This is a genomic window from Streptomyces graminilatus, assembly GCF_001418565.1.
Classification (GTDB): Bacteria; Actinomycetota; Actinomycetes; order Streptomycetales; family Streptomycetaceae; genus Streptomyces; species Streptomyces graminilatus.
The window spans coordinates 1-12,356 of sequence record NZ_LIQQ01000590.1 but is presented as its reverse complement, the minus strand read 5'-3'; the positions used below and the strand labels follow the sequence as shown (position 1 = coordinate 12,356).

Here is a 12,356-nt window from a genome sequence, read left to right as displayed (position 1 = left end):
CCGTCCAGCAACCACGGCGGCTACTTCGCTGCTGGTGCGCCGCCGTGGTTGCTGGACGGGGCGTCGCCTGGTGTGCCGTGTCCCCGGGTCGGGCCGTGCGGGGGTTCGGTGAGGTGAGAGCCGGGGTGAGGCTCTTGTGGCGAGCCGTCGTCAGCGCTGCCCGGGTTGCCTCGCCGACTGCTGGACAGCCCCCGGCCGCGCGGCCGGGGCGGGGCCGGGCGGCGCCGTATGCCGTGAGTGCTCGTCCCCGCGTCGCCCGACGTGTCGTGTGCCCAGGTTGGGGCCGCCAGGCCTCGGTCGCAGGGATGCGGTCGTCTAGGCAGGTCGTGGTGGGCCGGTGGGCTGTCCGTCTGCCGTCCAGGGGGTGGTCAGGCGGAGCCGAATGCCGAGAATGCCCAGCCCGTTGCCTGGTGTGTCGCGTCTCCGGGGAGGGACGCGCGGGCGTCGCGGAGGGCTTCGGCCAGGGAGAGGCCCACGCTGAGGCCCTTGTGGAGGGCCAGCATCAGGGGGACCACCGCCGCGTCGTTGACCGGTGCGCTGCTCGCCACCACGCCCGCCGTGCCCAGCGGGAGCAACGCCGTGACCAGGCCGAGGAGTTCGTCCGCGCCGACGTTCGCCAGGCGACCGGTGTCGCAGCTGGAGAGGATGATCCGGTACGGGCTTCGGCCCAGACGCTCGAAGTCGTGGACGATCAGCGGGCCGTCCGCCATGCGGAGCGACGAGAAGAGGGGACTGTCCGCCCGGAACGTGCCGTGGGCCGCGATATGGGCCAGCGCGGCCCCGTCGAGCGCGTCCAGTACCGCCGGTACCCGCGCTCCCTCGTGCTCCAGGACCGTCGGTCTGCCGTACCGGTCGACCAGGTCGGGCACCTCCGCCCCGCCGCTCGCCAGGCCGGGACCCCGGACGAGGACGTGCCGGCCACCCGGCGGGGGACCGGTCTCCTGGGCGCGCAGCCAACTGCTCGCCGACGGCGACACGCTGAGCACCCGCTCCCGGAGGGAGGGCAGCAGGGCCCAGGGGACCCGGTGCAGCCTGCCCGGCGGCACCACGACCACCGGGCCGGAGCCCAGGTGCGGTACGGCCGCGCCCAGCAGCAGTTTCTCCAGGCGGCGGCCCGACGCCTCCAGTACCGGCAGTCTGGCATCCGCTCCCGGGTGCGCGAGCCGCCGCAGGCCGGCCTGCACGTGCTCGGCCTCCGTCACCGCGTCCGTCAGCAGGCCCGCCTCGAAGCGGCGTACCCGTCCCTCGCCGCACAGCAGCACCTGTACCCGGCCGTCGACGACGGCGATCTCGATCAACCGCACACCGTCGCCCAGGCGTTCGAGCAGCCGGCCGGGATCGAACCGGCACCCGCCGCCGGGGGACTCGCCGCGGATGCGCAGGGTGCGGGAGCGCACCTCCCGCTCCAGGCGCCGCTGTTCGCGCTCCAGCGCCGGTACCGGGCGACCGCCGATCCGGGCCTCCTCCGCGCGGGCGGCGATCTCCCGGAAGGCGGTGAGGCTCTGCACGAGCGCCGGGTCGTCGGGCGGCCGGGCGGGCGGCGCCGAAAGGACCGTGGCCCGCCACCGCTCGCTCCACACCAGCAGCCGACGGGGTCCACCGGACGACAGGGTCGCCCGCTGGGCCATGGCGGCCAGTTCGGCGCCCTGCGCCGTGGCCCGCGCCCGCAGCTCCGAGGCCCCGAGCGTCGTCCGGTGGTCGTCCAGGACGGCGAGCCCGCGCCGACAGGCCTCCAGCACACCCCGCCCCGACCCGGCCGCCTCCGCGCGCAGCGCCTGCGCGGCCCAGCCCGTCATCCGGGCCAGCGGCGGACCGACACGCCGACTGCGGGCGGCGACCCGCAGGTGCTTCTCCGCGTCCTCCCGCCAGCCCAGCGCGAGCGCGATACGGCCCGCGAGCAGCGACGCCTCGGGCGCGGCCGGCGAACCGAAGGCGGCGAGCCGGTCGGCCAGCGCCGCCGCGTCCGCGACGAGCCGGCCCGACGTCCGCCCGGTCGCGACCCGCGCCTCGAGCAGCACCAGCCGGGCGTGCGCCTCCCACCAACTGCGCCGCTGCCCGGCGAACAGGCGTACGGCCACGGCCGCGCGGGCGATCGCGGTGTGCGGATCGTCCGCGAGCCGGGCCGCCTTCGCGGCGGTCAGCAGCAGCTCCGCCTTGCGGGTGCGCTGACCGCCGATCCCGTCGAGGACGGTGATCGCCGCATCGGCCTCCGCGACCGCCTCCGGGGCCAGCCCGGCGCCCATCAGCACCTCGCAGCGGCGGATGTAGAACACGAAGACCGGCGTGCCCAACCGGTCGTAACGCTCCGCCGCCTCGTCGAACAGCCGCAGCGCCGCCGGAATGTCGCCCGCCCGGTACGCGGCCAGCGCCCGGCTCTCGACGACGTCGGCCTTGTCGTGCTCCTGGCCGGTGGTGTCCCACAGTTGTTCGGCGGCGGTGAAGTCGGCGTCGGCCCGCTCGGGCCGGCCCAGCGCCAGATGCACGGTGGCCCGCAGGGTCAGCGCCCTGGCCGTCCAGATGACGTCGTCCGCCTGCCGCAGCACGGGAATGGCCCGCCGTACGTCGTCCAGCGCCTCGCGATGATGCCCCAGCACCCACCACGCGTACGCCCGCCGGTACAGCACGCGCGCGCGTGTATGGCCCGTACCCCGCTCGACGCCCTGCTCGAACGCCTCCAGGCCCTGCCGGGTGCGGCCCGCGTGGACCAGCGCGACGCCGAGCGTGCCGAGGACGTCGGCCTCGCGCTCCGCCGACCCGGCGTCCGCCGCGAGATCGCGGGCGCGCCGCAGATGACGCAGGGCGAGACGCATGTCGCCGAAGTCCCGCTGCCACAGACCGATCACCTGATGGGCGACCGAGGCGTGCAACGGCGTGGGATCGCCGCCGAGAACGTGCTCCGCGCGCGCGAGGGCTTCCTTCGGGCGGGCGAACACCATCGGCAGCAGTTCGAGAACCGTGTCGCTTCCCGCTGTCACCCAACGGATGGTAGTGCTCCGCGCTCCTCGTCACAGAGGTTTGGCCATGGACAACCCGCTGTCCGTCCCAGTCCGTCCTGGTCCGTTCCTGATCGATCCGTGTATCGACGAACCTGTCACGGCCCTGTATCACGCGACCGCGAGGCCGCTCTCATTGAGAAGCACATAGAGGCAACAGGGGATCGGTTCAGAGGGGGACATTCCATGGCACCTCAGCGTTTCCAGGAGCAGTTCGAGAAGATCCGGCGTTCCATGCCCGGTGTCGAGCTGGCGACGGGGCCGGACGACGCGGCCGAGTTCATCTACGAGAAGGGTGTCGTCCTCGCCCGCGACGGCGAGGAGGCCCGCCTCGTCGAGGACACCGTACGCGCGCACTTCGCCACCTTCGCAGGCCTGGCCGCGGACGACGTGCGCCGGGTGAGCCCGGAGACCAACCGGTCGGGCGTCACCCGGATCCGGGTCGGCGACCCGGGCCAGGGCGGCCGGCGCGGCGACCGCGCGGTGGCGGGCGCGCTGCGCGCGCTCAGGGAGACGGAGGGCAACGCGGGGCGGCGCCTGATCAGCCGCAACCACGTGGTGCACATCGCCGTCAACGCCTGCCCCGGCGACGAGCCGGTGCCCGTCCCGTTCGCGGCGGGGCCCAACCCGGCGGTGGCCGAGGGCGGTTACGACCCGGACAGCGCCGTCGGCGTCCTCGTCGTCGACACCGGCCTCACGCACGACTACGCGTCCTACCCGGCGATGGCCCACGTCCAGGGCGACCCCCAGAGGGACGAGTGCGACGGCGACGGCGTCCTCCAGCAGTACGCGGGGCACGGCACGTTCATCTCGGGGCTCGTCGCGGCCGTCGCGCCCAACACGAACGTCGTCTCCCGCAACACCCTCAACGACGCCGGCGCGATCCTTGAGTCCGAGTTCGGCGACAAGCTGTTCGAGGCCGTCGAGCGTGACGGCTGGCCTGCCCTCATCAGCCTCTCGGCGGGCACGTCGAACGGCAGCACGGAAGGCCTGCTCGGCCTCACCGCGTTCATGGAGGCCCTGCGCCAACAGCCGCGCACCCTGCTGGTGGCCGCCGCCGGCAACAACGCCAGCGCCACCCCCTTCTGGCCCGCCGCCTACGCCGACCAGCCCGAGTACGCCCAGTCGGTGATCTCCGTCGGCGCCCTGCGCAGCGACGGCGAGTTCGGCGCCTGCTTCAGCAACCACGGCGCCTGGGTGAAGGTCTACGCCCCCGGCGAGCGGCTCACCGGCGCACTCACCGGCTTCCGGGCGCCGGTGCCGTACATCTACCAGCACAGCACGCACGACACCTGCCGTCACCACTTCACCTACGCCTGCACCTGCCAGGCCCCCCGGCACCTCGGCGTCCTCTCGGAGGACCCCGGGACCACCCCGGGCATCCCCGACCGGGTGATGTTCGAGGGCTTCGCGCAGTGGAGCGGCACCTCGTTCGCCACCCCGGTGGTCGCCGCGATGATCGCCGCCCACATGACCGCCCACAAGGAGACCGACCCGCGTGCCGCCCGGCAGCAACTCCTCGCCACGAACACCGGGTTCGCGGAGGTCCGGGGAGCGGTCGTACCCGCGCTGATCCCGCCCACCTGGAGCCCGGTGCCGGTCGTGAACGTCCCGCCCGCCCTATGAGGTCAACAGGCTTCCGTACGAGGACAGGACGAGTGAGGACCATGCGCAGGACGAGTGGAGCACCCCCTTCCACGGCGTACGATGACTGGCCGTACACGAGGGGTGGGGACGTGGACCGAGCTGCGGTCGGCGCCTTGGTCCGGTCCGCCGTCGACGGTGACGCGGCGGGCTGGAAGGCGCTGGTGGAGGGGCTGAGCCCGCTGGTGTGGTCGGTGGCGCGCGCCCACCGCCTGTCCGACGCGGACGCGCACGAGGTGTACTCGACCGTCTGGTTCCGCTTCGCCCAGCATCTGGGCCGGATCCGGGAACCGGAGAAGGCCGGCTCGTGGCTCGCCAGCACCGCACGGCACGAGTGCCTCAAGGTGATCAAGAGCAGCCACCGGACGACACCGACGGACGACGCCCAACTCCTCGACCGGATCAGCGACGACCGTACGCCCGAGCAGCGGGTGATCGAGTCCGAGGAGGCCTCCGCCGAGGCGGAGCGCATCCGGCACCTGTGGCAGGAGTTCGAGGAACTCGGCGCCCGGTGCAGGCAGTTGCTGCGCGTCCTGATGTCCACGCCACCACCGAGCTACCAGGAGATCTCCGCCGGCCTGGGCATCGCCGTCGGCAGCATCGGCCCCCTGCGCCAGCGCTGTCTGCGGCGGCTGCGGGTCCGGCTCGCCGCCAGGGGGGTCCGGTGAACGACGCGCACGACAACGACGGATCACCCCACGACTCCGACGACATGAACGGCGCTGACGGTATGGACGGCTTCGACCACACCAATGACGAACTCGACGGCGAACCGGACGACTTGACGGAGGCGGAAGGCGACGACCCGCTGGACGACGACCTCCTGGAGGAGACACTGCGCCAGGCCGCCGCCATCATGGATCCGGTGCCGGCCCAGCTCCAGCAGACCGCCGTGGAGGCCTACGCCCTCCACTCGCTCGACACCCAACTGGCCGAGCTGACCTTCGACTCGCTCGTCCATGGCATCCCGGTCAGGGGCGCCGAGGACGCACCCCGCATGCTGACCTTCCACACCGCCGAACTGACGGTCGACATCGAGGTGACCGCACACGGCCTGATGGGCCAGGTGCTGCCGCCGCAGGAGGCCAGCATCGAGGTGCTGAGCGGTCCGCAGCCGACCTCGCCACCCACCCTCACCGCCGACGACATGGGCCGCTTCACCGCCGACCTGCACGTCACCGGCCCGTTCGCCCTCCGCCTGCGCACGGACGCGGAGACGGTCATGACGGAGTGGCTGCGCGTCTGACGCGCCCGAATGCAGATCGGCCCCCGCACGCGGATGCGTGCGGGGGCCGATCCGGCGCCCTTAAGGGGCGCGGGGAACTGCGCGACAAGCCCCCACCGAGCGGGCAGCCAAAGAACCGCCCACCCAGCCGAGCCGACCGCTAGCTCAACGAAGCCAGCGTCTCGTTCCACGTGACCGACGGCCGCATGACCGTCTTCGCCTTCTCGACGTCGGGCTGGTAGTACCCGCCGATCTCCGCAGGCTTGCCCTGAACGGCGATCAGCTCGCCGACAATCGTCTCCGCGTTCGCGGTGAGCGCCTCCGCGAAGACGGCGAACGCCTTCGCCAGCTCCGCGTCGTCCGTCTGCGCCGCCAGCTCCTGCGCCCAGTACAGCGACAGGAAGAAGTGGCTGCCCCGGTTGTCGATGCCGCCGACCCGGCGGGTCGGCGACTTGTCCTCGTTGAGGAAGGTCGCCGTCGCCCGGTCGAGGGTGTCCGCGAGGACCTGGGCGCGCGCGTTGCCCGTGGTCGTGGCGAGGTGCTCGAAGCTGGCCGCCAGCGCGAAGAACTCGCCCAGGCTGTCCCAGCGCAGGTAGTTCTCCTTGACGAGCTGCTGGACGTGCTTCGGGGCGGAGCCGCCGGCGCCCGTCTCGAACAGGCCGCCGCCCGCCATCAGCGGGACGACCGACAGCATCTTGGCGCTGGTGCCCAGCTCCAGGATCGGGAACAGGTCGGTCAGGTAGTCGCGCAGCACGTTGCCGGTGACGGAGATGGTGTCCTCGCCGCGGCGGATGCGCTCCACCGACAGCTTGGTCGCCTCGACCGGCGCGAGGATCCGGATGTCCAGGCCCTCCGTGTCGTGCTCCGGCAGGTAGGCGTTGACCTTGGCGATCAGGTTGGCGTCGTGCGCGCGGGTCTCGTCCAGCCAGAACACGGCCGGGTTGCCGGTGGCGCGGGCGCGGGTGACGGCCAGCTTCACCCAGTCCTTGATCGGCGCGTCCTTGGTCTGGCAGGCGCGGAAGATGTCACCGGCGGCGACCGGCTGCTCGATCACCACGTTGCCGGCCTGGTCGACGAGGCGGACCGTGCCGGCGGCCGGGATCTCGAAGGTCTTGTCGTGGCTGCCGTACTCCTCGGCCTTCTGCGCCATGAGGCCGACGTTCGGGACCGAGCCCATGGTCGACGGGTCGTAGGCGCCGTTGGCGCGGCAGTCGTCGACGACGACCTGGTAGACACCGGAGTACGAGGAGTCCGGCAGGACCGCGAGGGTGTCGCCCTCGGCGCCGTCCGGGCCCCACATGTGGCCGGAGGTGCGGATCATGGCCGGCATCGAGGCGTCGACGATGACGTCGGACGGCACGTGCAGGTTGGTGATGCCCTTGTCGGAGTCGACCATGGCGAGCGCCGGGCCCTCGGCCAGCTCCGCGTCGAAGGACGCCTTGATCTCGGCACCCTCGGGCAGCGACTCCAGACCCTTGTAGATGCCGCCGAGACCGTCGTTCGGGGACAGACCGGCCGCCGCGAGCGTCTCGCCGTACTGCTCGAACGTCTTCGGGAAGAACGCGCGCACGACGTGACCGAAGATGATCGGGTCCGAGACCTTCATCATCGTGGCCTTGAGGTGTACGGAGAACAGCACACCCTCGGCCTTGGCGCGGGCGATCTGCGCGGTGAGGAACTCGCGCAGCGCGGCGACGTGCAGGACGGAGGCGTCGACGACCTCGTCCGCGAGGACGGGGACGGACTCGCGCAGGACGGTGGTCGAGCCGTCCTCGGCCACCAGCTCGATGCGCAGCGAACCGGCCTCGGAGATCACCACGGACTTCTCGGTGGAGCGGAAGTCGTTCTGCCCCATCGTCGCCACGTTGGTCTTGGACTCCGTGGTCCAGGCGCCCATGCGGTGCGGGTGGGTCTTGGCGTAGTTCTTCACCGAGGCGGGGGCGCGGCGGTCGGAGTTGCCCTCGCGCAGCACCGGGTTCACGGCGGAACCCTTGATCTTGTCGTAGCGGGCGCGGATGTCGCGCTCCTCGTCCGACTTCGGGTCGTCCGGGTAGTCCGGCAGGGCGTAGCCCTGGCTCTGCAGCTCGGCGACGGCCGCCTTGAGCTGGGGGATCGACGCCGACACGTTCGGCAGCTTGATGATGTTCGCCCCGGGCGTCTTCGCCAGTTCGCCCAGCTCGGCGAGGGCGTCCGCGATGCGCTGGCCCTCCTCCAGGAACTCGGGGAACACGGCGATGATGCGGCCGGCCAGCGAGATGTCCCGGGTCTCGACGTTCACCCCGGCCTGCGAGGCGTACGCCTGGATGACGGGCAGGAACGAGTGGGTCGCCAGGGCGGGCGCCTCGTCAGTGTGCGTGTAAATGATGGTCGAGTCAGTCACCGGGTGCTCCGCTCCACGTCTGCAACATTGCTCGACATCAAGATATCTCAGAGGCCCGGGCACAACTCGCCCGGGATCCGCACGGCCGGGGAGCGCGAGAGGTCCGCGCCCCCCGGAGGCTGCCTACCGGGACGCGGGTCTTACCTGTCGAGACTTTCGAGACCGGCGGTCTGGGTGGACGCCCGTCCCCCCGGCTCCGTGCCGAGACCCGGGTCGGGTTCCGCGTGGCCGCCCCGCTGCTGCGGGATGACCACCGCGCCCTGTTGCAGGGCGACCGTGCGCGCGGGCGCCGGGATGCTGATGCCCTCCGCGCGGTAGCGCCGGTGCAGGCGCTTGATGAACTCGTGCTTGATCCGGAACTGGTCGCTGAACTCGCCGACCCCCAGGATCACCGTGAAGCCGATCCGCGAGTCGCCGAAGGTGTGGAAGCGCACCAGCGGCTCGTGCTCCGGGACGGCGCCGGTGGTCTCCGTCATCACCTCGGTCACGACCTCGCAGGTGACCCGCTCGACCTGCTCCAGATCGCTGTCGTAGGCGACGCCGACCTGGACCAGGATGGTCAGCATCTGCTCCGGGCGGTTGAAGTTGGTCATGTTGGTCCCGGCGAGCTGCCCGTTCGGGATGATGACCAGGTTGTTGGAGAGCTGGCGGATCGTCGTCTGACGCCAGTTGATGTCGACGACGTACCCCTCCTCGCCACTGCTCAGCTTGATGTAGTCACCGGGCTGGACGGTCTTCGAGGCGAGGATGTGGATGCCCGCGAAGAGGTTGGCGAGGGTGTCCTGGAGGGCCAGCGCGACGGCCAGACCGCCGACTCCCAGGGCGGTGAGCATCGGCGCTATGGAGATGCCCAGCGTCTGTAGCACGACGAGGAAACCCAGGGCCAGGATGACGACCCTGATGATGTTGACGAAGATCGTCGCCGAGCCGGCCACCGCCGACCGGGACTGGGTGACGGTGCGCACCAGCGTGCTGACCACTCGCGCGACCGTCAGCGTCGTGACGGCGATCAGCAGCACGGTCAGCGTCTGGTTGACGTTGTGCCCGACGGTCCTCGTCAGCGGCAGCGCGGCGGCGGCCGCCGCCGCGCCCCCGGTGAACGCCGACCACGGCACCACCGTGCGCAGCGCGTCCACGATGACGTCGTCCCCGCTCCAGCGGGTGAGGTCCGCCTTCTTGGCCAGCCAGCGCAGCAGCGTCCGCAGCAGGAAGGCCGCCAGCAGGCCCACGGCGAGGGCGATGCCCGCGAGGACCAGATCGTCCACGGTGAGTCCTCGCTTCACCGCTCACCTCCGAGGAGTGGTTCCGCGGCGCCCCGCGCCCCCGACGGCCGGATGTGAAGTCTCGTCACTTGCCACCTGTTCGAATGTGCGAAAAATTCTGGATGTGCGATCAACTCCCGGACGTCTGTACGACTTCCGGCGACCGCTCATCCTGCCGCATCCGGTCGGCCGGTCGGCACCGAGCGATGGGAAACCCGCCACGGTGCGGCTCAGACGGGGGGCGCGTCGCAGACGTCCGCCGGGTGCACCTCCCATACGGGGAAGGGGTCCTCGTACGCCGTGTGCGCCAAGTCCACTGCGTACGAGGCCAGTTCCTCCTCCGTCAACAGGCAGCGCGACAGTGCCAGCCGCAGCGACTGGCGGCGCAGATCGGTCCCGATGAACACCAACTCCTGACCCTGTACGGGAGATTGGGCGCCCATGGCATCACCGGTGGCGTCGCCCGTGGTGATGGGCTCGAAGCGGGCCACCGAGCCCGTCTGTGACCACAGGCCCGTGGTGCCGGGGCGGGAGGCGAGGGTGAAGAAGCCCTTGGAGCGCAGCACTTGACCGAAGTCGCCCGCGTCGAGCGGACCGGTGAGCAGGTCCCAGAGGCGGCCGGGATGGAAGGGGCGCGGGTCGCGCAGCACCAGCGACGAGATGCCGTACTCCTCCGTCTCCGGTACATGGTCGCCGTTCAGCTCGGCCACCCAGCCGGGCGCCTGCTCGGCCTTCTCCAGATCGAACAGCCCGGTGCCCAGGAGCTCGGCGGGGTCGATCGCGCCACGGACGGTGCGGTGGACGCGGGCGGCCGGGTTGAGGCGCCGCAGGGTCGCCTCCAGACGGTCGGCCGCCCGCCCGGGGACCAGGTCCGTCTTGTTGAGGAGGATGACGTCGGCGAACTCGACCTGGTCGACGAGGAGATCGCTCACCGTGCGCTCGTCGCCCTCGACCGGGGTGATCCCGCGCTCCAGCAGGTCGTCGCCGCGGTCGAGTTCGGGCAGGAAGTTCACCGCGTCCACGACCGTGACCATGGTGTCCAGACGGGAGACGTCGAGCAGGCTCGCGCCGTCGTCGCGGGCGAAGGCGCAGGTGGAGGCCACTAGTAAGGTATCTGGTCCGAGATGCCGGACGACTCGATGAGCAGATAGTCGAAGCGGCCCGCGCGGGCCAGCTTCTCGACCTCCTCCAGGAGGTCGTCCCGGAGGGTGCAGCAGATGCAGCCGTTGGTCATCTCGACCAGCCGCTCCTCCGTACGGGAGAGGGTGCCGCCGTCCCGGACGAGGGACGCGTCGATGTTGATCTCGCTCATGTCGTTCACGATGACCGCGACCCGCAGGCCCTGACGGTTGCCGAGAACGTGGTTGAGCAGCGTCGTCTTCCCGGCGCCGAGGAAACCGGAGAGCACGGTCACGGGCAGACGGGGGCCGGTGGGAACGGAAGTGGTGGGCATGCGTCCGCACGCTAGCTTATTGGAAACCATTTTCACAAACGTTCCGGGAGGGTACCCCGTACCCGGCTCTCAGATCACCTTGAGCCGCACCAGTGCCCCCAGCGTCAGCGCCCCCGGCAGCAGGGGCACCCAGACGGTGATGATCCGGAACGCGAGCACCACCGCCGTGGCGACGGCCACCGGCCCGCCCACCGCGACCAGGGCCACGATCAGCGCCGCCTCGACGGAGCCGATGCCGCCGGGCGTGGGGATCAGCGCCACGGCGACCGTCGCGGCGAGGTACGCGAGCGCCATGTGCAGGGCCGGCACCGGCAGCCCCAGTGCCGTCCCCACCGCCGCGAGTCCGGCGGCCTGCAGTGCCGGGAACGCCAGCGAACCGCCCCACAGGGCCAGTGCCCTGGACGGCCGCGTGTGCACGGAACGGGCCTCGCCGAGCGCCGTACGCAGAAAGGAGAGGGCGGCCGCGCGCAGCCGCCGTACGCACACCAGAGCGCAGGCCGCCGCCAGCAGGACCGCGCCGATGCCGATGAGCAGCGGGCCGAGTGCCCCGTCGGGCACCAGCGGGCCGAGCCGCAGGGCGTGCGGGAACGCGATCAGCAGCGCGGCCAGCAGGCCGAGACGGCCGACGGCCTCCGCGAGCATGTACAGGGCGAGCGCCGCCGAGGAACGGGCCAGCGGCAGACCGCACACCGTCATGAACCGCAGATTGACCGCGCTCGCGCCGAGCCCCGTCGGCAGCAGATGGTTGGCCGAGCCCGCCGCGAACTGCGTGGCGAGCAGCCGCAGTCTGGGCAGCCGTTCGACGACTGCTCCCTGGCGGCTCACGGCGGCGGCCACCCAGGTCAGACAGGTCGCCCCGGCCGCGGCCAGCAGCCAGGGCCACTTGGCCGACGCGAGATGGCCGAAGCCCTCGGCGAGCACCTGCCGGTGGCGCACCGCGACCACGGCGACCAGCAGGAGCGGAAGCAGGCACAGGACCTGCCGCACCGGAAGTCGCCGGCGCCGGGCCGGGGGAGGGAGAACCGCTGTCACAACCGGAGAGGTTCTCCCCGCCGCACCAACGCCGGGTTGCGGGCGCACGGCCAGCGGTCGACGCGCCGGGCAACGGCGCGAGGGGGCATGCCGCTCACTCGGATCCGGCCTTTACCTCAAGGTTGCTCGAGGTCGTACGGTCACTGTCATGAGTATGGAGACCACAGCGTGGATGCAGTTGCACAGCGTCATGAACCAGCAGAAGGAACGGCGGCCCTTCGACCGCGCGACCCTGCGCCGCATCGCGGAATTCGCCCGCCCGCACCGCCGCCGCATCATCCGCTTCATCGTGCTCAGTGTGCTCACCGCGCTGCTCGCCGTCGCGACCCCCGTCCTCGCGGGCCGGGTCGTCGACACGATCGTGTCG

Annotated in this window: 7 protein-coding genes and 2 pseudogenes; 4 read left to right on the top strand and 5 right to left on the bottom strand. The window is 71.7% G+C overall.

From position 1 onward, the window contains the following. Positions 1-368 precede the first annotated feature (368 nt). Positions 369-2,936, bottom strand: coding sequence for a CHAT domain-containing protein (locus tag AOK08_RS37355; protein WP_241827261.1), 2,568 nt, complete (start codon positions 2,934-2,936; stop codon positions 369-371). 243 nt (positions 2,937-3,179) lie between these two features. Between AOK08_RS37355 and AOK08_RS37350 the strand changes: the two genes are divergently transcribed. From AOK08_RS37350 to AOK08_RS37340, 3 genes are read left to right on the top strand one after another with little or no spacing between them, the layout of a single operon-like run. Next, a complete protein-coding gene (locus tag AOK08_RS37350; RefSeq protein WP_055534370.1) occupies positions 3,180-4,619 on the top strand; it encodes a S8/S53 family peptidase in 1,440 nt (479 codons plus the stop codon). 41 nt (positions 4,620-4,660) lie between these two features. Continuing rightward, positions 4,661-5,305, top strand: coding sequence for an RNA polymerase sigma factor (locus AOK08_RS37345; protein WP_079054497.1), 645 nt, complete (start codon positions 4,661-4,663; stop codon positions 5,303-5,305). Between the two features lie 44 nt (positions 5,306-5,349). Then, positions 5,350-5,883 (top strand): hypothetical protein, encoded by a 534-nt coding sequence (locus AOK08_RS37340; protein ID WP_055534374.1) that lies wholly within the window; start codon positions 5,350-5,352, stop codon positions 5,881-5,883. 139 nt (positions 5,884-6,022) lie between these two features. Here AOK08_RS37340 and AOK08_RS37335 read toward each other — a convergent pair whose 3' ends face one another. From AOK08_RS37335 to AOK08_RS37320, 4 genes and pseudogenes are all read right to left on the bottom strand, one after another. Then, positions 6,023-8,242 carry an NADP-dependent isocitrate dehydrogenase gene (locus tag AOK08_RS37335; protein WP_055534366.1) on the bottom strand — a complete coding sequence of 740 codons (2,220 nt, stop codon included), beginning with the start codon at positions 8,240-8,242 and terminating at the stop codon, positions 6,023-6,025. 140 nt (positions 8,243-8,382) lie between these two features. Further along, entirely contained in the window at positions 8,383-9,525 is a 1,143-nt protein-coding gene (locus tag AOK08_RS37330; protein WP_055534364.1) for a mechanosensitive ion channel family protein, read from the bottom strand. A gap of 209 nt (positions 9,526-9,734) precedes the next feature. Then, a pseudogene (locus tag AOK08_RS37325) lies at positions 9,735-10,957 on the bottom strand (GTP-binding protein). Between the two features lie 69 nt (positions 10,958-11,026). After that, complete coding sequence (locus AOK08_RS37320) at positions 11,027-11,989, bottom strand: lysylphosphatidylglycerol synthase transmembrane domain-containing protein (protein ID WP_055534362.1); 963 nt, start codon at positions 11,987-11,989, stop codon at positions 11,027-11,029. Positions 11,990-12,137: 148 nt separating this feature from the next. Between AOK08_RS37320 and AOK08_RS37315 the strand changes: the two are divergent. Then, positions 12,138-12,356: pseudogene (locus tag AOK08_RS37315) on the top strand (ABC transporter ATP-binding protein); the annotation flags it as partial.